Origin of the sequence: Agrobacterium larrymoorei (assembly GCF_030819275.1) — a bacterium.
In the GTDB taxonomy this organism is placed as follows: Bacteria; Pseudomonadota; Alphaproteobacteria; order Rhizobiales; family Rhizobiaceae; genus Agrobacterium; species Agrobacterium larrymoorei_B.
In genome coordinates, this window is record NZ_JAUTBL010000002.1 from 2,802,661 (window position 1) to 2,827,635 (window position 24,975).

A 24,975-nucleotide genomic window follows, 5' to 3' on the forward strand; every position below is an offset into this window, starting at 1 on the left:
TGTCAGCGCTCCGAAAGCTGTTCGATGGTGAGATTTTCACCGGCAAAGGCGGCAATCTCGTCTTCACGGACCTTGCCTGTCAAAAGCCGGTAAAGCCGTTCCAGCGCAATCAGGAACATGATGCCGCCGGTGAACATGCCCACGCCATAGACCCAGATCATCGACAGACCGGTGACGGGCGCATGCATGCTGGCATTGATGGCGGACTGCTTCCACGTTCCCCAGAAGAAGATCGCCGAGCAGAGAAGGATGATGATGTTGGACAGGATCATGCAGACAATGCGCATGCGCCGCGACAGGAACATCACCAGCGTCTCGATGCCCATATGGCTGTTTTCTCGGAAGGTCACGACCGCACCGATGAAGGTGATCCAGACGAAGAAATAGCGCGCCAGTTCTTCCGAGACATTGATGCCCGAATTCATGGTGTAGCGCATGACCACATTGATGAAGACCATGATTGCCATGCCTGCAAGAAGCGCGACGAGAATGGTCTCGAGGATGCGGTAAAAAAGATTGATGACTTTCTGCATCTTCCCCTCCCGAGAATGATACGAAGCGGCGCGAACACGGATAGAGGCGCGCGCGCAACGTTTTAAGCCTGTGGATATGCGTGTCGCGTCAAGCGAGATCGCTCGCCTCGCAATCGACGTTATAGAAGCCCGCGCTTTGCGAGATTGCGCATCAATGCCGTCGTGCCGAAGGTCCATTCCGGACAATCGGATGTGCTGGCCACCCAGTTGATCAGCTTGCCCAACCGCGGGCTTGAGATTTCCACGCGGTCGCCCTTGGCATGGGTGAAGCCAAGACCTGGGCCATGACGATCCTTGACCGGAGCGAACATGGTGCCGAGGAAGAAGACGGCGCCATCCGGATACTGATGATCGCGGTTGAGAAGCTGCGACACCAGGTTTTCCGGCGTGCGGCTGATCGCCTGCATCGGGCTGACACCCGTCATGGTGAACCCGTCTTCGCCTTCGACCAGCAGCGAAATCTGCGCCTGCTTCACGTCGTCCAGTGTAAACTTGCCGTCGAAGAGACGGATGAACGGACCAATGGAGCAGGAGGCGTTGTTATCCTTCGCCTTGCTGAGAAGCAGAGCGGAGCGCCCTTCGAAATCGCGCAGGTTGACGTCATTGCCAAGTGCGGCACCGACAATGCGGCCATCGGAGGTAACAGCCAGCACCACTTCCGGCTCAGGATTGTTCCACTGCGACTTCGGATGAACGCCGATCAACGAGCCGCAGCCAACGGAAGACATGGGCTGCGCCTTGGAGAAAATCTCGGCATCCGGACCGATCCCGACTTCCAGATATTGCGACCAGAGGCCCATTTCCTGCAGCAGGCGCTTGACCTCGGCAGCCTTTTCGGAGCCGGCTTCAACGCCCTTCAAACTATCGCCAAGCACCGGAGCCAGACGGCCGCGGATTTCCTGCGCGCGCTGCGGATCGCCTTTCGCCTGCTCTTCGATGACGCGTTCCAGCATGCTGTCGGCAAAGGTCACGCCGGCAGCCTTCACCGCCTGAACATCGTTTGGCGAAAGCAACTGCCCGGCCGAACCATCAAGAAAGACATCGAAGGCGCCGAGCGCGGCAAACTGCAGGGTGTCGGAAAGGCGATCGACGAGATCGTGCTTTTCCAAGAGTTCCGACACTGTCGGTGCAAGCTTGGAAAGATCGTAGAGAACGCCATCCTTCAACAGGACGGGACAGGGGCCGTCTTCGCTCTTGGACCAGACTCGGCCGATCAGGATCGCGTCCTGATGGTCTTCCGGCAAAATTGCAGCAGCATCGACAGTCCTAGATCCGACCAAGCTTTATCCCTCCCACTTTCAGCCCATCCGACCACTGCCTCCACAGCGACTGTATTGTCTGGATGTCTGACAACCTGAATACATCAATCTTCTTAGTATGAGAAAAGGCCTTAGTCCAGCCTGCCAGACGCCGAATTTTCGATGAAATTCGCAACCCTTGGTGAGCGGAGCGCGATGAGCCCAACGCGACCGCTTATTCGTAGACTTCAAGCTCAAGGTTGACGCGGCGCGCGGCACCGAGCAAATGGGCACGCATGGCGGCGCGTGCTGCCGTCGCATTCGACGCCGCAATGGCATCATAGATCGCCACGTGCTCGGCGATCGTGGTCTCGAGAATTTCGCCGAAGACCGCCCGCGAAAAGGCGATGTTGATCGCGTAGCTGATGCGCTCGGCTATGAAGCCGAGGAACATCGAGAAATAATCGTTCTGCGTCGACTCGGCCAGGGTCCGATGGAAATCGAGATCGGCAGCAATACCTTCCTTTTCCCACTCCGGCGCATTGCGCATAGTGTTGAGAACCGCTTCCAGCCTGCTCAACTGCTCCGGCGTGCGATTGACGGCGGCCAGTCCCGCAGCCTCGATTTCCAGCGGCAGACGCAACTGGAAGAGATCGCGGAAACTATCGGGATCGTTGAGCTTGGACCGCTCGATGCGTATGGAGACGCGATGGCGCGGATCGCTGACGAAAGCCCCGACACCCTGGCGCGTTTCGACCGCACCCTCATTGCGAAGCTGGGCAATGGCCTCCCGGATCACCGAACGGCTGACGCCGAATGTCTTGGACAGAACATGCTCCGTGGGGAGCTTGTCGCCAGCTTTCAGCTTTCCATCATTGATCTCACGCGCAATCTCCGCGGCGATCCGGCCAGGAAGATGATCGGTGCGGTGAATCTGGTTGAACTCCAGCGTCATGATGGCTCCCGGTGGACATAAATGCCGAAGGACGGCGCACTTTCATTCTTCTAGCTAGCCGCTTGTACGGCAAGCTGGCAACCGGGATTCATGAGAAGCTCCGGATCGAAGGCCGCTTTCAGCCGCTCGATCATGCCGCGCTGGACGGAGCCGAGACGGCTTTCGAAATCCTCGCGCTTCAAACGACCAATGCCGTGTTCGGCACTGATGCTGCCAGCATAACGATCAAGCACCGTATTGACGATGACCTTGGCCTTGTAGATGTACGCGTCCCGCTTCTCACGCGTGCTGCCATTCGGCGGCAAGACGTTGAGATGCACATTGCCATCTCCCACATGGCCATAAGAAACCGCAAGACACTCCGGCAGGCTCTTGGCCAGTTCCGCCTCCGCTTCTGCAACGAATTCGGCAAGACGCGACAGTGGCACGGAGATATCGGTGCGCATATGCGCGCCGCGCAGCGCCTGGCCCTCATTCATGCCTTCGCGGAATAGCCAGAGCGACTGGGCCTGCGCACGCGAGGATGCAATGACGCCATCCAGCACAAGCCCGTCTTCCATCACGCCTTCGAGGAAGCGGCTCATCAGATCGCTGGTGTCGACCAGACCCGAGCCTGAAATTTCCATCAGCACATAGGCGGCATAATCGCCGGCGATCGGCATCTTCAGATCCGGAATGGCTTCCATCGCAAGCGTGAAGGCAACCGGCGGCATGAATTCGAAGGCCGACATCAGGTCGCAGCACTCACGACGCGCGCGGCGATAAAGCTTGATCGCATCTTCCAGCGAGTTCACACCAAGAAGCGCTGTCTCGACATGATCGGGATTGGGGTAGAGCTTCACCGAGACGGCGGTGATGATGCCAAGCGTTCCTTCCGCGCCGATAAAAAGCTGCTTGAGATCGATACCGCGATTGTCCTTGCGAAGCGTCGACAGCCCGTTCCAGATCGCCCCATCCGGAAGAACGACTTCAAGACCAAGCACCAGTTCGCGCGTCATGCCATAGCGCAGCACATTGATGCCGCCGGCATTGGTCGAAACGTTGCCGCCGATGCGACAGGATCCTTGCGCGCCGAGCGACAGGGGGAAGAACATACCCTTCTCCTGCACCGCGTCCTTGAATTCAGAGAGAATGCAGCCCGCCTCCACCACCGCGGAAAAATCATCCGTATCGATGGCGCGGATGGCATTCATGCGCTCAAGGCTGAGAACGATCTGGCGATCCGGCGCATCGGGCACACCACCCAGCACAAGACCGGTATTGCCACCCTGCGGCACAATGGCGAGCCCCAATTCTGCGCAGAGCCGCACGGTCGCGGCGACGTCTTCCACATGGCGCGGGCGAATGACGGCAACGGCACTGCTTGAGACATCGCCATGCCAGTCACGGCAGTAGCGGACCATTTCTGCAGCATCCGTCAGAACCAGCCCCTCGCCGAGACCGGCCTTCAACGAAGCCTGCAACTCCTCGCGTGATTGCGCATGAACCTCGAGCATCTGCTCTTTCGCCTCCACCCAGGCGGTGACGCTTCTTCGGCGTCTCCGCTCTTAAATCTTCCAGTTTCTCAAAATACTGTTTTCAAGCCAGTCATATAAGGTTATCAGACAACCTTACAAGTCAATTTTTATGATGCGGTGGAGGAGAAACCAGATGCATGTAGCGATTGTCGGCGCAGCCGGAATGGTAGGACGTAAGCTGACCGAAAGGCTCGTTCGCGAAGGAAATCTGAATGGCAAGGAGATCGAGAAATTTACCCTGATCGATGTATTCCAGCCCGAATCGCCAGCTGGCTTCAAGGGCACGGTTGATGCCAGAGCGGCCGATCTGTCCGCTCCCGGCGAGGCCGAAAAACTGGTGTCGACACGACCGGACGTGATCTTCCATCTCGCGGCTATCGTCTCCGGCGAAGCCGAACTCGATTTCGACAAGGGCTATCGCATCAATCTGGACGGCACGCGTTATCTTTTCGACGCGATCCGCCTTGCCCATGGTCAGGATGGCTACAAGCCCCGCGTGGTCTTCACCTCGTCCATCGCCGTCTTCGGCGCGCCTCTGCCTTACCCGATCCCCGATGATTTCCACACGACGCCGCTGACCAGCTACGGCACGCAGAAGGCGATTTCGGAGCTGTTGCTCTCCGACTATACCAGACGCGGTTTCTTCGAAGGCATTGGCATTCGCCTGCCGACGATCTGCATCCGCCCCGGAAAGCCCAATGCTGCTGCCTCCGGCTTCTTCTCCAACATTTTACGCGAGCCGCTGGTCGGCCAGGAAGCCGTGTTGCCAGTACCAGAATCGATCCGCCACTGGCACGCTTCGCCGCGTTCGGCGGTCGGCTTCCTGCTGCATGGTGCAACCATCGATACCGACAAGGTCGGTCCCCGCCGCAATCTCTCCATGCCGGGCCTCAGCGCCACGGTGGGCGAGCAGATCGAGGCGCTGCGCAAGATCGCTGGCGAAAAAGCCGTCAGCCTTATCCGCCGCGAGCCGAACGAGATGATCATGCGCATGTGTGAGGGCTGGGCACCCGGTTTCGAGGCGACCCGCGCCCGCGAACTGGGCTTTACAGCCGAGACGAACTTCGAAGAGATCATCAAGGTCCATATCGAAGATGAGCTGGGAGGTTCGTTGAAATGAATGGGTCTGACAAACAAGCGCGCACCATCGCTTTCCTCGGCACCGGCCTGATGGGCGGTCCCATGGCCCGCAATCTGTTGAAAGCAGGCTTTACGGTGCGTGTCTGGAACCGCAGCGTGGAGAAAGCGCAGGCGCTGGTGGAGCATGGGGCGGTCCTCGCCGCCTCCCCTGCGGACGCGGCGAAAGGTGCCGATATCGTCATCACCATGCTGAGCGATGGCAATGCTGTCGGCAATGTGCTGTTGGACATGGGCGTTGCGGAGGCGTTGAAAAAAGGCGCTATCGTCGTCGATAGCAGTTCCATTGCCCCACCAATCGCCCGCGACCATTCGCAAAAGCTGAAAGCGCTTGGTATTGCCCATGTGGACGCACCGGTGTCCGGCGGCGTGCCCGGCGCAACCGCCGGAACGCTGGCGATCATGGCCGGTGGCGATGAGGAAACGGTGAGCAGTCTCGGCGATGTCTTCTCCGCGATGGGTCGCCTGACTTATGTGGGACCATCCGGTGCAGGCCAGCTATGCAAGCTCGCCAATCAGCAGATCGTCGCCATCACCATCGGCGCGGTGGCAGAAGCCATGATGCTGGTCGAAGCCGGTGGCGCATCGCGCGAAGGCTTCCGCAACGCCATCCGTGGCGGCTTTGCCGAGAGCCGCATTCTGGAACTACATGGCGAGCGCATGGTCAAGCGCGACTTCGTGCCCGGCGGTCCGTCGAAATTTCAGCTGAAGGATCTGAACGGCGTATTGGCCACGGCCAAGGATCTCGATCTGGCCCTGCCGCTGACGGAAGAAGTGACCCGCGCTTTCGACACCTTCGTCAGCAATGGTGGCGCCGATATCGATCACAGCGGCCTGTTACTGCATCTGGAAAGACTGAACAATCGCGAGCATAAAGGCTGATTTTAAAAAATCATACAATTAGGTGCCTGAACGCCTTTCGCGATGGAATGACATGACATAGGGTCACCGCCGACGTCGTCGCGCGCATTCGTGCGGCGTGACACCGCAAGCGAGGAAGGCAGCGCCGGACGCTGTCCAACACCACAGATTTAAAACTTTATAGGGAGTGCACCAATGACAATTCATCAAAACCTTATCGGCGGCGAATGGATCGGATCCGACACGTCGAAGAACATCAATCCTTCCGACACCAACGAAGTCGTCGGCCTTTACGCCCAGGCTTCAGCCGAAGACGCAAAGCAGGCCATCGCAGCAGCCAAGGCCGCTTTCCCGGCATGGTCGCGCTCCGGCATTCTCGAACGTCACGCCATCCTGAAGAAGACCGCCGATGAAATTCTCGCCCGCAAGGACGAGCTTGGCGCGCTTCTCGCGCGTGAAGAAGGCAAGGTTCTCGCAGAAGGCATTGGCGAAACGATCCGCGCCGCCCAGATTTTCGATTTCTTCGCCGGCGAAGCATTGCGTCTGGCGGGTGAAGTCATTCCGTCGGCTCGCCCGAATATCGGCGTGGAAGTGACACGCGAGCCGCTTGGCGTTATCGGCATCATCACCCCCTGGAACTTCCCGATTGCCATTCCGGCCTGGAAGATTGCACCGGCGCTTTGCTACGGCAACACCATCGTCTTCAAGCCGGCCGACCTCGTTCCGGGCTGCGCCTGGGCGATCGTCGATATCCTGCATCGCGCGGGTCTGCCAAAGGGCGTTCTGAACCTCGTCATGGGTCGCGGTTCCGTCGTCGGTCAGGCAATGCTCGACAGCCCGGATCTCGCTGGTATCACCTTCACCGGCTCCACCGGCACCGGAAAGCGCGTTGCCGCTTCGTCCTTGCCGTTCAACCGCAAGTTCCAGCTGGAAATGGGCGGCAAGAACCCCTTCGTCGTTCTCGATGATGCGGATCTGGGCGTCGCCGTCGAAGCGGCTGCAAACTCCGGCTTCTACTCCACCGGACAGCGCTGCACCGCCTCTTCGCGCATCATCGTCACCGAAGGCATTCACGACAAGTTCGTGGCAGCGCTTTCCGAGCGTCTGGCCAAGATCAATGTCGGCAACGCACTGTCCAAGGACACCCATGTCGGCCCGGTCGTCGACGAAAAGCAGTTGAAGCAGGATTGCGACTACATCGAAATCGGCAAGAAGGAAGGTGCGAAGCTCGCCTTCGGCGGCGAAGTGCTGAAGCGCGAAACCCCCGGCTTCTTCCTGCAGCCGACGCTTTTCACCGAAGCCACCAACGACATGCGTATTTCGCGTGAAGAAATCTTCGGACCGGTCGCCTCCGTCATCCGCGTCAAGGATTATGATGAGGCTCTGGCCGTTGCCAACGACACGCCTTTCGGCCTGTCTTCCGGCATCGCTACCACCAGCCTGAAGCACGCGACGCACTTCAAGCGCAACGCCGAAGCTGGCATGGTCATGGTCAATCTGCCGACCGCTGGTGTCGACTTCCACGTGCCATTCGGTGGCCGCAAGGCATCCTCCTTCGGCCCACGCGAGCAGGGCAAATATGCCAACGAGTTCTTCACCACGGTGAAGACGGCTTATACCCTGGCTTGAGCCGAGTTAGACTTTGAAAATCCCCGGCTTCGACCGGGGATTTTTTTGGCTTCACGTCGCTGCATTTGGCCCTATGGTAGGCAACATCTGGAATGACGTGAGACGATGATGACCGATATTGCGATGATCGAAGCGGCCCGCCAGCGTATGAGCGGCGAGGCAATCCGCACCCCTTTGATGTCCTCCCCTTTTCTCGATGAGATTGCCGGCCGCAAGGTGCTGATCAAGCCTGAGTGCCTGCAGCGCACCGGCTCCTTCAAATTTCGCGGCGGCTGGTCGGCTGTGTCGGCCCTGGAACCCGAGGTGCGAAAACTCGGCGTCATCGCCTTTTCCTCCGGCAACCATGCGCAAGGCGTCGCACTGGCTGCCAGCCTGCACGGCGTGCCTGCCGTCATCATCATGCCGCGGGATGCACCGCGGATCAAAATCGAGAACACCAAAGCCTATGGCGCTGAGGTCGTGCTCTACGATCGCGCCAATGAAGACCGTGATACGATCGGCGCCACGCTTTCCGAAGAACGTGGCCTGACCTTGATCCGCCCCTATGACGAACCTCTGGTGATTGCCGGCCAAGGCACGGTGGGCCTGGAGATCGCCGAACAGGCGCAGGAGGCCGGTATCGAGAAGGCTGAGGTGCTTGTCTGCTGCGGTGGCGGCGGTCTGACATCGGGCGTTGCACTTGCCTTGGAAGCCAAAGCACCGGGCTTCAAGGTGCGCACGGCAGAGCCTGAAAATTTCGACGACGTGGCGCGCTCGCTCGCCTCAGGAAAGATCGAGAGAAACGCGGCACTCACTGGCTCCATCTGCGATGCGATCATCACGCCCCAACCCGGCAACATCACCTTCCCGATCCTGAGACGCCTCTGCGGCGCAGGTATCGCCGTTACGGAAGAAGAAGCGCTGCGCGCCATGGTGCTCGCCTTCCAGCGCCTGAAGATCGTGGTGGAGCCGGGCGGTGCCGTGGCACTTGCCGCCGCCCTCTTCCATGGCGATGCGTTGGAGACCGACACGGTGATCGCCGTGGCATCCGGTGGCAATGTCGATCCCGCCATCATGGCGGACGCTCTGTCGAAATACGCTTGATCTTCAAGAGTTCAACGAGACGAGGAAAATGATCATGGAGATCACCCGCGCTGGCACGAAACCATCCGGCAAAGGTCCGGCTGATTATTTCACCGGAACGGTGCGCATCGACCCGCTGTTCAATCCGCATGATGCAGACCGCGTCCAGGGCGCGCAGGTGACTTTTGAGCCCGGCGCCCGCACCGCCTGGCACACCCATCCGCTTGGTCAGACACTGATCGTCACCTCCGGATCGGGTCTGGCGCAACGCGAAGGCGGCCCGATCGAGACGATTGCGCCCGGCGATGGGGTCTGGTTCGCCCCGGGTGAGAAGCATTGGCACGGCGCAGCGGCGGAAACTGCCATGACCCATATCGCCATTCAGGAAGTCAAGGATGGCAAGGTCGTGGACTGGATGGAGCATGTTACGGATGCGCAATACGCGGGCGGCTAAGGTTCGATAAGAGACGCTACTCCGTAAGCCTTGCGACAACCTCATCCGCAATTGCCAGCGAGGCCGTCAAACCGGGGCTCTCGATACCGAAAAGATTGACGAGACCCGCAACACCATGTCGCTCCGGTCCGTCGATGCGAAAATCCATCGCAGGCTCTGAAGGCCCGGAAATCTTGGGCCTGATGCCGGAATAGGCTGGCTGAAGCGCATTATCCGGCAAGCCAGGCCAATAGCGGCGGATAGCCTCGTCAAAGCCAGCGGAGCGCTCGGGATCGACGGCGTAATCAATATGGTCGATCCATTCAATGTCGGGGCCGAAACGCGCCTGACCGGCAATGTCGAGTGTCAGATGCACGCCGAGGCCATGGCTATGCGGGGCCGGATAGACGAGCCGCGAAAAAGGCGATCTGCCTTTCAGCGAGAAATAGGAGCCCTTGGCGTAAAAGGCTTGCGGAATATGCTCCGCCGCCAGCCCCTCGATGGCGCAGGCAATCTGCGGTGCCACCAGCCCGCCCGAATTGATCAGCGTTCGGCAGGTCAATTCTATCGGCTCATCACCGCCGACGAAGACCCGAAAGCCGTCCTCCTCCACGACAGCGCGCAAGAAGGGCGTTCTGTAAGCGAGACTGCCGCCCGCATCCTCCATGTCGCCAAGCAGCGCCAGCATATAGCCATGGCTGTCGATGATGCCTGTCATGGGTGACGACAATGCCGCCTTGCAGGAGAGTGCTGGTTCCAGACTCCGGGCCTGGGATGCGCTAATCAGATCCAGCGCCTCGCAACCATTGTCGAGACCTCGGCGCTGTAGGTCTTCGATCAGAGGAATTTCGCTCTCGGCGGTCGCCACGATCAGCTTGCCGCAGCGGCGATGCGCAACCCCATGGCTCTCGCAAAAGTGATAGAGCCGCTTTCGCCCCTCGACACAGAGCCGCGCCTTCAGGCTGCCTTGAGGATAGTAAAGCCCGGCATGGATAACCTCACTGTTGCGCGAGGAGGTGGCGCTGCCGAATTCCGCTTCCTTTTCCAACACGATAACGGACCGGCCTTGAAGCGCCAGCGCACGCCCGATGGCAAGGCCTATGACGCCCGCCCCTATGATGATCGCATCGATATCCGCCACGCGTCTTTCCCACCTTTTACCCGTTGAACCGAAACACCGCTCGGACGTTAAGGAATCGTGAATGCGGTAGATCGGACCTTGTTGGGAGGCAAGTCACGACCAGTATTTTCTCCGCAAGCCCAATCTTATGGAAATTTATCTCTACTGGAACACTAGAGAATAGCGATATTCTCAGCGTCATGATCCCGCAGATCGGCGGTACCGATTTTTGGACGAACAGGAGGGTGCGATGTCTTATTCCAAAGCAGGAAAAGCAAGAGATTTCACGCCGTCAACCGCGCCGCATCGCGGCTGGCAGGCATCGATCCATACAGCGCTCGTCGGCATCTGCTTCGCCTTCGTCGCCGCGGTGATCTTCGGCTTGGTGCCTTGACCAGGCTTTAGCCTATCGGCTCCTCAGAATAAGGGGCCGTGTGATCGGATGGCGTCGGCACCGTGCGGCCCTTAAGGCTTCCATCGCGATCAAAGACCAGAATATCGAACACGATATCATTCCGGCCAAGCGCTGCCGCGGCGGTGACCCAAGCCTTCTCAGCAACAATTTGTCCAAGATCGATGTGAGCCGCCTCGGCCAGTTGGAAAGCGTGCGCCACCATATTGGCCTGCCGGATGGCGGCTGAAAGCTCAGCCTTCGCCCCTGCCTCTTCCGCCAGCTTTGCCAACGCTTCCAGATCCGCCATCCCACGCTTGGAATGCACATCCAGCATGCCCTGCGCCAGCTTGGTCATCTTCGCAACACCGCCCGCCACGGTTACTCTCGGGACGGGATGGCTTTTCAGATATTTCAGCATGCCGCCAATGAAATCGCCCATATCGATCAGCGCGGTCTCGGGCAGGCCATAAAAGGCTTGTCCCGCCTTTTCCGAGGCATTCCCCGTAGCGCCAAGCAGATGGGGAAGCCCTTCCGCCCGTGCCACATCGATGCCGCGCCAAATCGAGTGGATCCAAGCGGAACAGGAGAAGGGAATGACGATGCCGGTGGTGCCGAGAATGGAGAGCCCACCGACGATCCCAAGCCGTCCATTCAGCGTCTTTTCCGCCAGCGTCTCTCCATCGCGCACGGAAATTTCCACTTCGAAATCGGCCTCACTGCCTGCTACCTCATGGATTGCAGTGGCGATCATTTGACGCGGGACGGGATTGATCGCAGGCTCTCCCACCGAAAGCGGTAGGCCGGGCCGGGTGACGATGCCCACGCCCTTGCCCGCCTTGAAGCTGATACCGCTTCCCTTCTCCGTTCTGCGCAGCGTGCTTTCGATCAGCGCGCCATGGGTGACATCGGGATCGTCGCCGGCATCCTTGACGATGCCCGCGCGGGCGAACCCGTCGCCCTTCTCCTCCGTCGCCAGAACGAAGGCAGGTCGAGACCCATTTGGAAGTTCGACATCGACAAGATCAGGGAAGGAACCGGTCAAAAGCGCCTGGCAGGCGGCCTTCGTCGCTGCGGCAGCGCAGGTGCCGGTGGTCCAGCCACGCCGAAGGTTTTTGCCATCCGTTTCCATGAATGTCCTATAGACCTTGCAGCGTGAGCCGTCATCGGTAAACAACAGACCAATTGCACGTTAGACAGGGCCCGGAGTTTAGAATTCTGCCATGACCGCAAAAGCCATCATCATCGGCGCGCCCCGCTCCGGCTCCGGCAAGACCAGCGTCACCATCGGTCTGCTGCGCGCCTTTGCCCGGCGTGGCGTCAAAGTGCGCGGCATCAAGACCGGGCCGGATTACATCGATCCCGGCTTCCATGCGGTCGCAACCGGAACGCCCGGTCTCAACCTCGACAGCTGGGCGATGCAGCCGGAACTGCTGCGCCATCTTCTGACCCAACAGGCCGACGGCGCGGACCTTCTGCTGATCGAAAGCGCCATGGGCCTCTTCGATGGCATTGCCGTCTCCGACAACCGGACCGGTTCGGCCGCCGATCTGGCGCGTCTGTTTGACATCCCCGTGCTGCTGGTGCTGGATGTGTCCGGACAGTCGCAAACGGCGGCTGCGATGGCGCATGGTTTTGCCCATTACGATCCGGCGGTGAAGATGGCTGCCGTGGTCCTCAACCGCGCGGGCAGCGAACGCCACCGCACGCTCTGCACCGAGGCGATCGAAAAGATCGGCCTTCCCGTTGCCGGCTGCGTCATGCGCGATCCGTCGCTGACCCTGCCCGAGCGGCATCTGGGTCTGGTGCAGGCGAGCGAACACCCCGAGATCGACGCCCATATCGAAAGACTGGCCGGCACGATGGAGCGCGCCATCGATCTCGATGCGCTGCTGGCTCTAGCGACGCCCATCGATTTGGCCGAAGGTTCTCTCGACGCGGGAATTGCCCCGCCCGGCCAACGCATCGCCTTGGCCGAAGATGCCGCTTTTACCTTCCTCTACCCCCATCTGAAGCGCCAATGGCGGGAAGCCGGTGCCGAGATTTTACCCTTCTCCCCGCTTGCCGATGAAGGTCCGGACGCATCCTGCGACATCTGCTGGCTGCCCGGCGGTTATCCGGAACTTTTCGCTGGACAGCTTTCAGCCGCATCGCACTTTAGGGCGTCGCTTGCCCATTTTTCGCAGACGAAGCCAGTTCACGGTGAATGCGGAGGCTATATGGTGCTGGGAGAAGCGCTGAAGGACGCAAGCGGCGTGACGCACGCCATGACCGGGCTGCTCTCCCACGCCACCAGCTTTGCCAAGCGGAAAATGAACCTGGGTTACCGTCAGGCCAAGATTGCCGAGACCGGCCCGCTCGGCCAGGCCGGCGATGTTTTACGCGGACATGAGTTTCATTATGCCAGCGTCACGGATGCCGGCACCGATCAACCTTTCGCGGAAATCGCCGATGGTCTCGGCAAGCCGCTCGGGCCATCCGGCGGCAGGCGCGGCCTCGTCAGCGGAACATTTTTCCACGCCATCGCAAAGGCTTAGCAGGTTCTTTTGCTGGAGGCAGGTGTTCCGTCCGTTGCGGGAGTGGAGGAACGACTTTGCATTTCCTATATTGCGGAAACACTGCATCCCTACCTGGAACCCCATTTGGAATAAGGACGGATCTTCATGACCGACAAGTCTCCCGAAAACAATTTCCCCGCAGGCTACCAGCCACCAGAGGTCTGGCAGTGGGAAAAGGGCAATGGCGGAGCGTTTGCCAATATCAACCGGCCGATCGCCGGGCCAACCCATGAAAAGGAACTGCCGGTCGGCAAGCATCCGCTGCAGCTTTATTCGCTGGCAACACCCAACGGCCAGAAGGTCGGCATTCTGCTGGAAGAGCTTTTGGCGGCAGGCCATTCGGGTGCGGAATATGATGCCTGGCTGATCAAGATCGGCGATGGCGACCAGTTCGGTTCAGGCTTCGTGGCGGCCAATCCGAATTCCAAGATTCCTGTTCTCGTCGATCACTCTACGCCAGAGCCAACGCGCGTCTTCGAGAGCGGCTCGATCCTCCTCTATCTCGCAGAAAAATTCGGCGCCTTCCTGCCGAAGGAGCATAAGGCCCGCACCGAGGCATTGAGTTGGCTCTTCTGGCAGATGGGTTCGGCGCCCTTCCTCGGCGGCGGCTTCGGCCATTTCTACGCCTACGCACCAATCCACATCAAATATGCCATCGACCGCTTCGCCATGGAAGCCAAGCGCCAGATGGATGTCCTCGATCGCCATCTCGCCGAGAACCGCTACATGGCGGGCGACGAGTATTCGATTGCCGATATCGCCATCTGGCCCTGGTACGGGAACCTGGCACGCGGACAATCCTACCCGAAGGCGGAAGTGTTCCTGGATGCCGCAAGCTACAAGAATGTGAAGCGCTGGGCCGATGAAATTGCCGAGCGTCCCGCCGTCAAACGCGGTCGCATGGTCAACAAGGCTTCCGGTGATCCCTCAGAACAGCTACATGAACGTCACGACGCGTCCGATTTCGACACCAAGACGCAGGACAAGATCGGCAAGAGCTGAAGGATAGACGAATGGCAAACCTGCCCGACATGACCAAACACCGTGGTTTTCCATCCGGCATGCCGGGCACAGGCGTCCAGTTCACCATACGCCGCGCCAATCCGCGCGGCGTCACCCCAATCAAGCAGCTGCCGCGCAAAGCCCGGCCCGGCACGCCGGAGCATCGCATCGATGCTGCTTTCCTGCACGCGCTCTGGCACCATTTCGGCGCGGAACCCTTCGAGCGCGGCAATCTCGATGCCGCCCGCCTCAGCCTACTCTTCGGACGTGAAGTTCTCCCCGCCGAGAAGAATTTCGATCCCCTCTCCTATGAGGCAATGCTCGTGATCGACGAGCGCGTGGCGCGCCAGAGCTTCCCGGAATCCTTCGAGGATTACTTCGACGTCTAAGGCCGAAACAAGCGCCTGCGACAAAGTGGAGACCTTGAAGAAAGTTTCTGTGCGCGGCGTGTAGAAGATGGTATAGAGACACCGGTTTCATCATTTCCGGCGGCTCTGACATGGTCAGGCAATTCTCTCATTTTCTTGCCGCTTCGGCACTGATTCTCCTCCCCGTTGCGATGGGTCTTGGCGGAGCGGCCCATGGCGGCACCGGTTACCCAACCGTCGAAAAACTCGGTGAAGCGCTGTTTCACGACACCAATCTGTCGATGAACCGGACGATGTCCTGTTCCACCTGCCACACCTCTGCGAATGGCTTTACCGACATTCGCGATACGGAAAAGGCAGGCCATGCGGTTTCGCTTGGCGATGATGGCAAGTCGCTGGGGGATCGCAACGCGCCGACGGCAACTTACGCCAAATTCTCCCCGCCCTTCGGCAAGGACGCCGAAGGAAACTATGTTGGCGGCCAGTTCTGGGATGGACGCGCCGCCACGCTGGAAGATCAGGCCGGCGGCCCGCCGCTCAACCCGATTGAAATGGGGATGGCCGACAAGGGCAGCGTGGTGAAGCGACTGAAGGAAAACCCCGACTATGTCACCGCCTTTGCGAGCTACTTTGGACCAGACGTCCTCCAGAACGACGAGGAGGCCTTTGCCGCCATGGGCAAGGCGCTGGCGGCTTACGAGCGCTCCGACGCGCTTTCGACGTTCGATTCCAAATATGACCGCTTCCTGCGCGGCGAGGAAAAGCTCACTGACCAGGAAGAACTCGGCCGCGTGTTGATGTCGTCAACACAGTTCACCAACTGTAACACCTGCCACACGATCAAGGGCGAACACGGCCTCTCGGACGGCGTCTTTACCAACCACAAATATTTCAACATCGGCGTCCCGGCCAATAAAATAGCGCGCGCGGCCAATGGTTCGAAGCCGGATGCCGTCGATCTGGGGCTGTCGCAAAACCCGGCGGTCGGCGACGATCCGGCACAGCGCGGCAAGTTCAAGGTGCCGTCGCTCCGCAATGTCGCGGTGACCGGTCCTTACATGCACAACGGCGTCTTCAAGGACCTGCGCACCGTCGTGCTGTTCTACGTGAAATATAAGAGCAAGAAGCCGAGCCGTCAGATCAACCCGGAAACGGGCGACAAGTGGGACGCCCCGGAGGTGCCGGACAACATCGCCATGGAAGAACTGACCTCAGCACCGGCACTCGACGACAAACGCGTCGATGCCATCGTGGCCTTCCTGAAGACGCTGACCGACAAGCGCTACGAGCCACTGCTTGCCAAGGGCGAGAACATCGGACGCCCGGAAGATCCGACCGTCCATGCCATCTCCGCAAAGCCTGGCGAGGCTGAGAAGAACTAAGCACTCGCAAGCACTTCGAAGTCTCCGGGCCAGGCCAGGGCCGTTCAAGTACCCTCTTGCAGCTGCGCTCCGTAGCGTGGCTCTGGCAATGAGAAGGCCGCGAACGCTGCCAGAACCGCAGGCACCGCAAAGAGTACGAAGAGCCACGTCGCGGCAGATGCAGCACCTTCAACGCCGCCGGGGCTGACAAGCCCGGTGCTGTTGACGATGACACCGGAAAGAGCCGCGCCAAACGCGCTGCCGAGAGACTGTACGGTGGTGATGCCAGCCGATGCCTTGTCTTTCTCGTCAGGCTCGGCGAGATGCAGAACGTGAGTTACGAGATGCGCCCACCCCAGCCCAACGCCGAAGCCCATGCCGAAGATCAGGAAAGCGGCTGCGCTAACCAGAAGCACATTTCCATCGGGATTGGGCCGTGCCAGCGTCACTGCCAGCATGCCGATGCAGACAGCTTCCAAAATGGCACCTGCAAGGATGGAATGGCGCATCGCCTTGCCTGTGAAATTGCTGCACATGAATGCGGCTACTGTCCAGCCGAGCGCCACGAGGGCGACCAGATAGCCAGAAATCAGCGGCGGGACCGCGTGCAGATGCTGGAGAAAATACGGGATGTAAATATCGCAAGTCAGCGCCGCCAGCAGCATGAACATCGCGGCATAAACGCGAGTAATCGGCATCGAGAGCAGGGTGCCGCCACGCGGCAGAATGCGCGGCGTCGCCCGTCGTTCGACGAGCAGAAGTCCGGCAATGGCAACAAGTGCGCAACCAACAAGCGAGATGCGGAGGCCAACCTGTTCGGCGGTGCTCGCAAAGCTGACCAGCAGCAGCGAAGCAGACAGCAGGATCATCTGCCGGAGCGGCGCCTTGGTCTGGGTCCGGTCGTCCACCCCTTTTGGAAGCAGGCGCGGCGCGAGAACGCCCATGACAAGTGCGAAGGGCACGATGATCGCAAAAGCATGACGCCATGCGCTGCCCTCGGCGAAGAAGCCACCGAGCGTCGGTCCGATGAAGGTCGAGATGCCCCAGATCGCGGCATAGAGCGTCGTTGCCTTGTTCCACAGAGACTCGGGATAGACATAGCGGATGAAAGCATAGCCCAGCGTTGCCAATGTCCCGGCCCCGAAGCCCTGCACCGCTCGCCCGGCGAGGACGATCTCCATGGTTGGGGCCACAGCGCAGATCGCCGAACCGAGGAGAAAGAGGATTGCGCCGAGACTGTAGGTCCGATTGAGGCTAAGGCCACGTGGACGGATGGCGATAAAGACCGAGCCCAGCACAGAGGCAGTGACGTAGAGCGTCGTCACCCAAGCGAAGAGAGGCAGGCCACCAATATCACGCACGACAGACGGCATGATCGTGGCCGTCACGTAGGTCTCGATCGCATAAAGCGCGATGCCACCTGAGAGCATCAGGCTTGCTGCCACATGCCGGGCAGAAAAGAGAGTCCAAAGGTTGGTTGACGGAGGCGTGCCGGAAGGAGACATGATCGAATTTCCGATAAAAGGCCGTTGCAAAGCCGGCCGTCTGGATTTATCCAAGTTATATCTTGGAAATTACACCCGCAGATAAATTAAGCAAGCGGCAGGAAAGACAAAATGCGCCCCTCTCCCCGTGACAGGCTACTCTTGCTTTTAAAGACCGAAGGCCCGCAAGCCACGTCAGCGCTCAGCGAGAGTCTTGGCCTGACGGGCGAAGCGGCGCGCCAGCAGCTTGCCAAACTCGCCGATGAAGGCTTGGTGGAAAGCATCGCGCAGCCCGCAATCGGGCGGGGGCGGCCGCGTCAAAGCTGGCGTCTGACCAGTGCTGGCCACAGTGAATTTCCGGATGGTCACGCTGACGTCGCGGTGTCACTCATCGAGGCGATAGGCAGCGAGCTTGGTGAAAACGCGCTGGAAACGATCATGACAGCGCGAGAACGCAAGACAACGGCGATTTATAGCGCGGCACTTCTCGGCGCCGAAACGTTGGACGAGCGTGTGGCACGGCTCTCAGCCTTGCGGGTCGCAGAGGGTTACATGGCAAGCTGGTGGCAGGAAGCGAGTGGACACTTCATTCTCGTCGAAAACCATTGCCCGATATGCGCCGCCGCAACCGCCTGCCGTGGCTTCTGCCGTTCAGAGATTGATATTTTCAGAACTGTGTTAAGTGCACCGGTGGAGCGCACCGAGCACCTGTTACACGGCGCAAGACGGTGCGCCTACCGGATCGGCTAGCACAAGGCTGTCCATGTGAGAGTGGCACCCAAGCAAAGCTCAGGCGCCACTGAACGTTGAGGCCTTCTTACAGAGCCTTGAATTCCGCCAGAACCGCATCGCCCATTTCCGACGTGCTGACCTGGCGCGCGCCGGCCGCCATGATGTCGGCGGTGCGGATGCCTTTTTCCAGCACATTGGCGATCGCCGTTTCAAGCTTCGTGGCGTCATCAACCATGTTGAAGGAGTAGCGCAGGCACATGGCAAAGGAGGCGATCATCGCAATTGGATTGGCAATGCCTTGACCAGCAATATCCGGCGCGGAGCCGTGAACCGGCTCATACATAGCCTTGCGCTTGCCGGTCTTCGCATCCGGCGCACCGAGAGACGCGGAGGGCAGCATGCCGAGCGAACCCGTCAGCATGGCCGCGACGTCGGAGAGCATATCGCCGAAAAGGTTGTCGGTGACGATGACGTCGAACTGCTTGGGCTTGCGCACCAGCTGCATGCCACCGGCATCGGCCAGCATGTGCTCAAGCTGCACATCCTTGTACTTCGCCGCATGCGTTTCGGTAACGACCTGGTTCCACAGGACGCCGGACTTCATGACATTGCGCTTTTCCATGGAGCAGACGCGGTTGCCGCGCGTGCGCGCCAGTTCGAAGGCGACGCTGGCGATACGCTCGATTTCGAACGTGTCGTAGATCTGCGTGTCGATCCCGCGCTTCTGGCCGTTGCCGAGATCGATGATCTGCTTCGGCTCACCGAAATAGACGCCGCCGGTGAGTTCGCGGACGATGAGAATGTCGAGACCTTCGACCAGCTCCGGCTTCAACGACGAGGCAGAAGCGAGCGCCGGGTAGCAGATGGCGGGACGCAGGTTTGCGAAAAGCTCAAGATCCTTGCGCAGGCGCAGCAGGCCCGCTTCCGGACGAACTTCGTAAGGCACGCCGTCCCACTTCGGTCCGCCGACCGCGCCGAAGAGAACGGCGTCAGCTGCCAGCGCCTTTTCCATATCCGCATCGGAAATCGCCACGCCATGTGCATCGTAAGCGCAACCGCCAACAAGACCTTCCTCAACCGTGAAGCCAGCATTCTTCTCGCTGTTCATATAATCGATCAGCTTGCGGACCTCGGCCATGGCCTCCGGGCCAATACCGTCGCCAGGCAACAGGAAGAGCGAGCGCACAGTCATGAAATCCTCCTTGGGCGCTTGGAAAAAAGCGCACGTCAAAACATGGTTTGCAACGCCGAAAGGCTGCAAGATGCGGGCTTCTTAGCGCTCGACCTCAAGCATTTCAAGCAAAGCAAAAGCCGATTCGGTACGGGTGACGCACCAAACCGGCTTTCAGAGAAGCGGAGCGCAGCGTACTTAAGTACGTGAGCACCGGAAGCGCAGAAATCGCCGTTTGCAGCCGGCCAGCCGCAATTATGGGATGGACTGTCAGGCCCAGGGGCGGGCGGAGGCGTTGGCCTTTTCGAAGCTGTCGATCGCGCCGGCATGTTCCAGCGTCAAGCCGATATCGTCCAGACCGTTCAACAGGCAGTGACGCTTGAAGGCATCGATCTCGAAGGTGATGCGTCCGCCATCCGGGCCACTGATTTCCTGGTTTTCCAGGTCGATCGTCAACACGGCATTGGAGCCGCGCGAGGCATCGTCCAACAGCTTCTCGAGGTTTTCGGGGCTGACAACGATGGGCAGAATGCCGTTCTTGAAACAGTTATTGTAGAAGATATCGGCAAAGCTCGTTGAGATGACGCAGCGGATACCGAAATCGAGCAGCGCCCATGGCGCATGCTCACGCGAGGATCCGCAGCCGAAATTATCGCCGGCCACCAGAATCTGGGCATTCTGATAAGCGGGCTTGTTCAGCACGAAATCAGGATTTGGCGAACCATCTTCGAGGTAGCGCGATTCGGCGAAGAGGCCCTTGCCCAGACCGGTGCGCTTGATCGTCTTGAGGTAATCCTTGGGAATGATCATGTCCGTGTCGACATTGACGACCGGCATGGGGGCGGCGACACCCGTCAGCTTGGTGAACTTATCCATCTCTCACTCCGAACTTCTGCTGCGGCCCTTAGCCGTTTAACCATGGCCATTAAAGCAAAAAGGCGCGCTTTTGAAGATCAAAGCACGCCATTGCGGTACGCCGCATATAATCTGGGTCTTTATGCCCGAGAATCAGCCAACGCGATCAGAGGTCGATGATCGTGCCGCGACCGTCATTCCACACGCGCATGTTCTGCTGGCGGTGGTCCTGCGTTTTAACCCGGATAGGCTCAGGCTTGAGGCGGGAGGAGAACATCTTGGCGATGCTGAGAACCGCAAGCGTTCCGACGAACGCGATCGTCAGAGATGCGGTGAAGAGCGCGGCCAAAGCCAGAACTGCGATGCTGGAGGCTGCGATGAAGAATGTACGAATGCCCTGCATGGTCCAAACCTTTCTGTCCAGACGAATGTGGGCCTTCTTCTTGACGCTTGCAAGAGGTTTCACACCGTCATCGAACTTGCAGATGTAACAAAAGATTGACACAAGTGGGGCATGGCCGATTTTTTTGTCGATAATACTGTCCGCCCGCGCCGCTCGCTGCTTTCAGTGCCTGCTATTAATCTGAGAGCCTTACAAAAATTGAGCTCTCTTGCCTGCGATGGCGCGATCTTTGATTTGGAAGATTCGGTCGCTCCAGACATGAAGGATGAGGCGCGAGACAACCTTCTCTCCTTCTTCCGCGAAACACCACCTGCCAACCACGAAGCGATCATTCGCATCAATCCGCTTTCAACTCCGGCGGGACGCAAGGATGTAGAGGCTGCGCTGACCTGCGCACCCCAGGCCTTGCTGCTGCCGAAGGTCGAGCAGCCCTCGGACATCCATGAACTTGCCGATCTTCTGGACGAGGCCGATGCTCCAGAAAGTTTGCGGATCTGGGCGATGATCGAGACACCGCGCGGCGTCCTGAATGCCGCAGCGATCGCCGAGGCTGCGCACACCAAAGCCGCGAGGCTCGGCGCCTTCGTGGTGGGTCTGAATGATCTGCGCAAGGACACCCGCGTTCCGGCAAGACCGGGACGCGCCTACCTCGTTCCCTGGCTGATGCAGGTTGTACTTGCGGCCCGCGCCTACGGGCTGGACGTGATCGACAGCGTTTCGAATGATTTTCGCGATCTCGACGCTTTTGCCCATGAATGTGAGCAGGGGCGCGACATGGGCTTCGATGGCAAGATGCTGATCCACCCGGCGCAGATCGATGCGGCCAACACCGCCTTTGCTCCGGACGAGATCGCACTTGCCGAAGCCCGCGAGACGATCGCGGCTTTCGCAAAACCCGAATCTGTGGGATTGAACGTCATCAACATGAACGGACGGATGATCGAACGGCTGCATGTGGGCCAAGCGCAACGCCTCGTCGCAATCGCCGAGATCATCGCCGCAAGAAAGGCAGAGAATACATGAAGGTCTACCGTTTCATCACCGGCCCCGACGACGCCAAATTTTGTCACCGCGTCACCGAAGCCCTCAACAAGGGCTGGGAACTGGCCGGCTCTCCAAGCTACGCCTTCAACGCAGCAGCCGGCATCATGCATTGCGGCCAGGCGGTGACCAAGACCGTCGAAGGCAAGGACTATCATCCTGATATGAAGCTGGGTGAGCAGTAAGAGCGGTTGTGACGGTCGACGCCTCCTCTACCGTCATCCTCGGTCTTGACCCAAGGATCCACCTTATACCGATAGCGTCAATGGCTTATGGATCCTCGCCTCAAGGGCGAGGATGACAAAAAGCGGGCGTTGCGGCTTTGTCGCACACGCGCACGCAAGCTAAGTCACTCACCCGCGATCCGTCGCCGCGTCGTCGGCGCTTTCCTCGATCCGCTCCATGTCGTCGTCCGACAGGCCGAAGTGATGGCCGATTTCGTGGATGAGGACATGGGTGATGATGTCGCCGAGCGTCTCTTCGTTCTCGCCCCAATAATCCAGAATCGGGCGGCGATAGAGGGTGATGCGGTTCACCATCTCGCCGGTTTCCATGGTGAAACGCTCCGACACACCGCGGCCTTCGAAAAGACCGAGCAGGTCGAACGGCGTTTCGAGCGCCATGTCCTCGAACACATCATCGGTCGGAAATTCCGAGATCTCGATGATCAGATCTTTCGTCAGCGCACGAAATTCTTCCGGCAGGTGGCCATATGCCTCAATGGCAAGCGATTCAAACGCTGATATTGTCGGCGCGTGGCGATCCCGCCAATCGTCGGTACTGTCTATGCGGGCCATTTCTGCTCCTTGCTGTGGGGCTGATATAAACCCTTGCGGCGCAAAATTCGAGACCTGTTTGCAACAACGGTCGAAAAGGCCCGATTTTCTAGGCGACACCGTTGTTTTTAGGCGGTTTTGAACCTTGACAGAAGGGGCTCTCTCGCGTAACTCCCGAGCGAAATTGATGGCGTATTGCGCCTTCCGTTTACTCCGCTTTGAAAAAAGTGGTTCACCGGCAGAGTTTCCAGGGGCATTTACCTCGACGAATTTCCGCTACTCCGACTGATAAAAAGACGGCCAGCGCCAAAAGCGCAGAGCCGGAACGAACATGAAAGGATAAAAAATGTTCGCAGTCATCAAGACCGGCGGTAAGCAGTACCGCGTAAGCGCCAACGACGTGCTGACCATCGAAAAGCTGGAAGCAGACGCAGGCGCAACTGTAGAATTCACTGAAGTTCTCGTTGTCGGCGTTGGCGCTGATGCAAAGTTCGGCGCACCTTTCGTTGCAGGCGCAACGGTCAAGGCTGAAGTTGTCGAGCACAATCGCGGCAAGAAGGTCATCGCCTTCAAGAAGCGTCGTCGTCAGAACTCCAAGCGTACGCGCGGCCATCGTCAGCATCACACTGTCGTCCGTATCACGGACATCGTTGCTGCCTAATCGGCGCGACACGGGAAACTAGGTTTAAAGGAGCAATCCAATGGCACACAAAAAAGCTGGCGGTTCTTCGCGTAACGGTCGCGATTCCAACTCCAAGCGCCTTGGCGTGAAGAAGTTCGGCGGCGAAGCCGTCATTCCAGGCAACATTATCGTTCGTCAGCGTGGCACGCAGTGGCATCCCGACGCCAATGTCGGCATGGGCAAAGATCATACGCTTTTTGCACTCACGGCAGGCAACGTTAACTTCCGCACGAAGGCCAATGGTCGCGTATTCGTGTCCGTAGCGCCGAAAGCGGAAGCCGCAGAATAAGCCGGTAAGCGTCATATGCAGCCGGTGTCCCAATGACCCGGCTGAGACGTAACAGGTTCAGTCACGAAAAAGGGGAGTTGGGGCACCACCCAACTCCCCTTTTTCTTTAACTCCACGGAGGACTGAACCATGCAAGCTGAATTGTTGAGGGTCGACCAATCACGGTCACCCGAGGAACGGGTAAGACCTGAACGGTCAAGGAGCGATTGCCCCGTCTTGTTGTCGCAGAGACTTGTTCTGCGCAAACCCCACGAAGAAGACATCGACGCCCTTGCCCATCTTGCCAACAACGCCAACATCGCGACCATGGTGTCGCGCATGCCGCACCCATACACGGCGAAAGACGCCGCGGATTTCGTGCGCCGTGCAGCAAATGGCGAGATTGGCAAGTGCGTCTATGCGATTACGCGCATGGACAATGGCGAGTTCATGGGGTGCTGCGGACTGGAGCCGCAGGAAGACGAAAAGACCCTTGAAATGGGCTACTGGCTTGGCGAACCCTATTGGAACAGGGGTTACACCACCGAAGCGGCCCACGCGCTGATCGACATGGCCTTTCGTACCCGCGAGATCGACCAGATCGATGCGCGCTGCCGGGTGACCAATATCGGCTCTCGCCGCGTCATACAAAAGTGCGGCTTTCAGTTGCAGGGTTCCGGCATGGTTGGATCGCTGGCGCTAGGCGCTATGGTTCCGGTTGAATGGTACAGGCTGGATCGCAAGACATGGGTATCGTTGAGAAGCTGGGGAGACATGCGATGAGTACGGCTCAGTTGATGCGCCCTCGCAGCGTCGAAACCATGGCCCCGCCCGGCCCTTGCCCGACGATCGAAACCAAGCGGCTGGTGCTCAGACCCCAGCGGCTTAGCGATGCGGGCTCGATCGCGGAATCGCTTGCCGATTTCCAGGTCACCCGGATGCTCGCTCGCGTTCCCGCGCCCTACTACAAGCAGGATGCGTTGGAATGGCTGATCCTGCGCACCTCCGGCACCCTGCCCGACTGGGATTTTGCCATCACCGCTGGTGATGACACCCTGATCGGCGTGGTGTCGGTGGAACGGCGTCACGGCCAGTGGCATCTCGGTTACTGGCTGAACCGCTTCTACTGGGGCAGAGGCTACATGACGGAAGCCGTCGGCGCTGTCGTCGAGCGCTTCTTCCGGCGCATGCCGGGCGAGGTGCTGCATTCCGGCGTCTTTGCCGATAACCCGGCCTCGCTGAAGGTACAGCAAAAGCTCGGCTTCAACATCACCGGCTGCAGCGAGATCTACGCGGTCGCACGCTCCACCATGGTGGCGCATATCGATACCGAGTTAACGGCGGAAGATTTTGTCCGACCGTAATGTGAAGCAATGACGGGCAAGGCCGGTTTTGTCG

General features: G+C 59.3%; 28 protein-coding genes. 17 read left to right on the top strand and 11 right to left on the bottom strand.

Annotated elements, in window-relative coordinates:
* Positions 1 to 2: 2 nt before the first annotated feature.
* From QE408_RS22125 to QE408_RS22140, 4 genes are all read right to left on the bottom strand, one after another.
* Positions 3 to 533, bottom strand: coding sequence for a TRAP transporter small permease (locus tag QE408_RS22125; protein WP_306934603.1), 531 nt, complete (start codon positions 531 to 533; stop codon positions 3 to 5).
* Between the two features lie 119 nt (positions 534 to 652).
* Positions 653 to 1,813 carry a fumarylacetoacetate hydrolase family protein gene (locus tag QE408_RS22130; protein ID WP_306934604.1) on the bottom strand — a complete coding sequence of 387 codons (1,161 nt, stop codon included), beginning with the start codon at positions 1,811 to 1,813 and terminating at the stop codon, positions 653 to 655.
* 193 nt (positions 1,814 to 2,006) lie between these two features.
* Positions 2,007 to 2,726: a FadR/GntR family transcriptional regulator gene (locus tag QE408_RS22135; protein ID WP_306934605.1), complete on the bottom strand. Its 720-nt coding sequence runs from the start codon at positions 2,724 to 2,726 to the stop codon at positions 2,007 to 2,009.
* 50 nt (positions 2,727 to 2,776) lie between these two features.
* Positions 2,777 to 4,222 carry an FAD-binding oxidoreductase gene (locus QE408_RS22140; protein WP_306934606.1) on the bottom strand — a complete coding sequence of 482 codons (1,446 nt, stop codon included), beginning with the start codon at positions 4,220 to 4,222 and terminating at the stop codon, positions 2,777 to 2,779.
* 154 nt (positions 4,223 to 4,376) lie between these two features.
* On the opposite strand from QE408_RS22140, the gene denD reads away from it, so the two are divergent.
* From denD to QE408_RS22165, 5 genes are all read left to right on the top strand, one after another.
* Complete coding sequence (denD, locus tag QE408_RS22145) at positions 4,377 to 5,363, top strand: D-erythronate dehydrogenase (protein ID WP_306934607.1); 987 nt, start codon at positions 4,377 to 4,379, stop codon at positions 5,361 to 5,363.
* Complete coding sequence (locus tag QE408_RS22150) at positions 5,360 to 6,262, top strand: NAD(P)-dependent oxidoreductase (RefSeq protein WP_306934608.1); 903 nt, start codon at positions 5,360 to 5,362, stop codon at positions 6,260 to 6,262. The genes denD and QE408_RS22150 overlap by 4 nt, the downstream gene beginning before the upstream one ends.
* Before the next feature lie 174 nt (positions 6,263 to 6,436).
* Entirely contained in the window at positions 6,437 to 7,870 is a 1,434-nt protein-coding gene (locus tag QE408_RS22155; RefSeq protein ID WP_306934609.1) for an aldehyde dehydrogenase family protein, read from the top strand.
* 108 nt (positions 7,871 to 7,978) lie between these two features.
* Positions 7,979 to 8,953, top strand: coding sequence for a threonine ammonia-lyase (locus QE408_RS22160; protein ID WP_306934931.1), 975 nt, complete (start codon positions 7,979 to 7,981; stop codon positions 8,951 to 8,953).
* Positions 8,954 to 8,987: 34 nt separating this feature from the next.
* Positions 8,988 to 9,386 carry a (R)-mandelonitrile lyase gene (locus QE408_RS22165; RefSeq protein WP_306934610.1) on the top strand — a complete coding sequence of 133 codons (399 nt, stop codon included), beginning with the start codon at positions 8,988 to 8,990 and terminating at the stop codon, positions 9,384 to 9,386.
* A 16-nt stretch (positions 9,387 to 9,402) separates the two neighbouring features.
* On the opposite strand, the gene QE408_RS22170 is transcribed toward QE408_RS22165, so the two are convergent.
* Positions 9,403 to 10,506, bottom strand: coding sequence for an NAD(P)/FAD-dependent oxidoreductase (locus QE408_RS22170; RefSeq protein WP_306934611.1), 1,104 nt, complete (start codon positions 10,504 to 10,506; stop codon positions 9,403 to 9,405).
* Positions 10,507 to 10,735: 229 nt separating this feature from the next.
* On the opposite strand from QE408_RS22170, the gene QE408_RS22175 reads away from it, so the two are divergent.
* Complete coding sequence (locus QE408_RS22175; protein ID WP_165457044.1) at positions 10,736 to 10,879, top strand: hypothetical protein; 144 nt, start codon at positions 10,736 to 10,738, stop codon at positions 10,877 to 10,879.
* A gap of 7 nt (positions 10,880 to 10,886) precedes the next feature.
* Here QE408_RS22175 and QE408_RS22180 read toward each other — a convergent pair whose 3' ends face one another.
* Positions 10,887 to 12,008, bottom strand: coding sequence for a cobalt-precorrin-5B (C(1))-methyltransferase (locus tag QE408_RS22180; protein WP_306934612.1), 1,122 nt, complete (start codon positions 12,006 to 12,008; stop codon positions 10,887 to 10,889).
* A gap of 91 nt (positions 12,009 to 12,099) precedes the next feature.
* Between QE408_RS22180 and QE408_RS22185 the strand changes: the two genes are divergently transcribed.
* The 4 genes from QE408_RS22185 to QE408_RS22200 all read left to right on the top strand — a co-directional run bounded on the left by QE408_RS22185 (position 12,100) and on the right by QE408_RS22200 (position 16,186).
* The gene (locus tag QE408_RS22185) at positions 12,100 to 13,413 is read left to right on the top strand and encodes a cobyrinate a,c-diamide synthase (protein ID WP_306934613.1); all 1,314 of its coding nucleotides are present in this window, start codon (positions 12,100 to 12,102) and stop codon (positions 13,411 to 13,413) included.
* 126 nt (positions 13,414 to 13,539) lie between these two features.
* Positions 13,540 to 14,436, top strand: coding sequence for a glutathione-dependent disulfide-bond oxidoreductase (gene yghU / locus QE408_RS22190; protein ID WP_306934614.1), 897 nt, complete (start codon positions 13,540 to 13,542; stop codon positions 14,434 to 14,436).
* A gap of 11 nt (positions 14,437 to 14,447) precedes the next feature.
* Positions 14,448 to 14,825 carry a hypothetical protein gene (locus tag QE408_RS22195; RefSeq protein ID WP_062444471.1) on the top strand — a complete coding sequence of 126 codons (378 nt, stop codon included), beginning with the start codon at positions 14,448 to 14,450 and terminating at the stop codon, positions 14,823 to 14,825.
* 110 nt (positions 14,826 to 14,935) lie between these two features.
* Positions 14,936 to 16,186, top strand: coding sequence for a cytochrome-c peroxidase (locus tag QE408_RS22200; protein WP_306934615.1), 1,251 nt, complete (start codon positions 14,936 to 14,938; stop codon positions 16,184 to 16,186).
* 44 nt (positions 16,187 to 16,230) lie between these two features.
* Here QE408_RS22200 and QE408_RS22205 read toward each other — a convergent pair whose 3' ends face one another.
* Positions 16,231 to 17,670, bottom strand: coding sequence for an MFS transporter (locus QE408_RS22205; RefSeq protein ID WP_306934616.1), 1,440 nt, complete (start codon positions 17,668 to 17,670; stop codon positions 16,231 to 16,233).
* A gap of 111 nt (positions 17,671 to 17,781) precedes the next feature.
* Between QE408_RS22205 and QE408_RS22210 the strand changes: the two genes are divergently transcribed.
* The gene (locus QE408_RS22210) at positions 17,782 to 18,399 is read left to right on the top strand and encodes a helix-turn-helix transcriptional regulator (RefSeq protein ID WP_306934617.1); all 618 of its coding nucleotides are present in this window, start codon (positions 17,782 to 17,784) and stop codon (positions 18,397 to 18,399) included.
* 67 nt (positions 18,400 to 18,466) lie between these two features.
* On the opposite strand, the gene leuB is transcribed toward QE408_RS22210, so the two are convergent.
* From leuB to QE408_RS22225, 3 genes are all read right to left on the bottom strand, one after another.
* The gene (leuB, locus tag QE408_RS22215) at positions 18,467 to 19,573 is read right to left on the bottom strand and encodes a 3-isopropylmalate dehydrogenase (RefSeq protein ID WP_306934618.1); all 1,107 of its coding nucleotides are present in this window, start codon (positions 19,571 to 19,573) and stop codon (positions 18,467 to 18,469) included.
* A 249-nt stretch (positions 19,574 to 19,822) separates the two neighbouring features.
* A complete protein-coding gene (gene leuD, locus QE408_RS22220) occupies positions 19,823 to 20,428 on the bottom strand; it encodes a 3-isopropylmalate dehydratase small subunit (protein WP_306934619.1) in 606 nt (201 codons plus the stop codon).
* A 145-nt stretch (positions 20,429 to 20,573) separates the two neighbouring features.
* Complete coding sequence (locus tag QE408_RS22225; protein WP_306934620.1) at positions 20,574 to 20,810, bottom strand: hypothetical protein; 237 nt, start codon at positions 20,808 to 20,810, stop codon at positions 20,574 to 20,576.
* A 111-nt stretch (positions 20,811 to 20,921) separates the two neighbouring features.
* Here QE408_RS22225 and QE408_RS22230 point away from each other — a divergent pair, with 111 nt between their 5' ends.
* Positions 20,922 to 21,833 carry an HpcH/HpaI aldolase/citrate lyase family protein gene (locus QE408_RS22230; RefSeq protein WP_306934621.1) on the top strand — a complete coding sequence of 304 codons (912 nt, stop codon included), beginning with the start codon at positions 20,922 to 20,924 and terminating at the stop codon, positions 21,831 to 21,833.
* Positions 21,830 to 22,036: a DUF1737 domain-containing protein gene (locus tag QE408_RS22235; protein WP_306934622.1), complete on the top strand. Its 207-nt coding sequence runs from the start codon at positions 21,830 to 21,832 to the stop codon at positions 22,034 to 22,036. The genes QE408_RS22230 and QE408_RS22235 overlap by 4 nt, the downstream gene beginning before the upstream one ends.
* Before the next feature lie 168 nt (positions 22,037 to 22,204).
* Here the strand turns inward: QE408_RS22235 and QE408_RS22240 are convergent, their stop codons facing one another.
* Complete coding sequence (locus QE408_RS22240) at positions 22,205 to 22,648, bottom strand: metallopeptidase family protein (protein WP_306934623.1); 444 nt, start codon at positions 22,646 to 22,648, stop codon at positions 22,205 to 22,207.
* A 325-nt stretch (positions 22,649 to 22,973) separates the two neighbouring features.
* Here QE408_RS22240 and rplU point away from each other — a divergent pair, with 325 nt between their 5' ends.
* The 4 genes from rplU to QE408_RS22260 all read left to right on the top strand — a co-directional run bounded on the left by rplU (position 22,974) and on the right by QE408_RS22260 (position 24,941).
* Positions 22,974 to 23,288: a 50S ribosomal protein L21 gene (rplU, locus tag QE408_RS22245; RefSeq protein ID WP_062424762.1), complete on the top strand. Its 315-nt coding sequence runs from the start codon at positions 22,974 to 22,976 to the stop codon at positions 23,286 to 23,288.
* A 40-nt stretch (positions 23,289 to 23,328) separates the two neighbouring features.
* A complete protein-coding gene (rpmA, locus tag QE408_RS22250) occupies positions 23,329 to 23,598 on the top strand; it encodes a 50S ribosomal protein L27 (RefSeq protein WP_062424761.1) in 270 nt (89 codons plus the stop codon).
* Between the two features lie 129 nt (positions 23,599 to 23,727).
* Positions 23,728 to 24,360, top strand: a complete 633-nt coding sequence (locus QE408_RS22255; protein WP_306934624.1) for a GNAT family N-acetyltransferase — start codon at positions 23,728 to 23,730, stop codon at positions 24,358 to 24,360.
* Positions 24,357 to 24,941 carry a GNAT family N-acetyltransferase gene (locus QE408_RS22260; protein ID WP_306934625.1) on the top strand — a complete coding sequence of 195 codons (585 nt, stop codon included), beginning with the start codon at positions 24,357 to 24,359 and terminating at the stop codon, positions 24,939 to 24,941. Before QE408_RS22255 ends, QE408_RS22260 begins: the two co-directional genes overlap by 4 nt.
* The last annotated feature ends 34 nt before the right edge of the window (positions 24,942 to 24,975 follow it).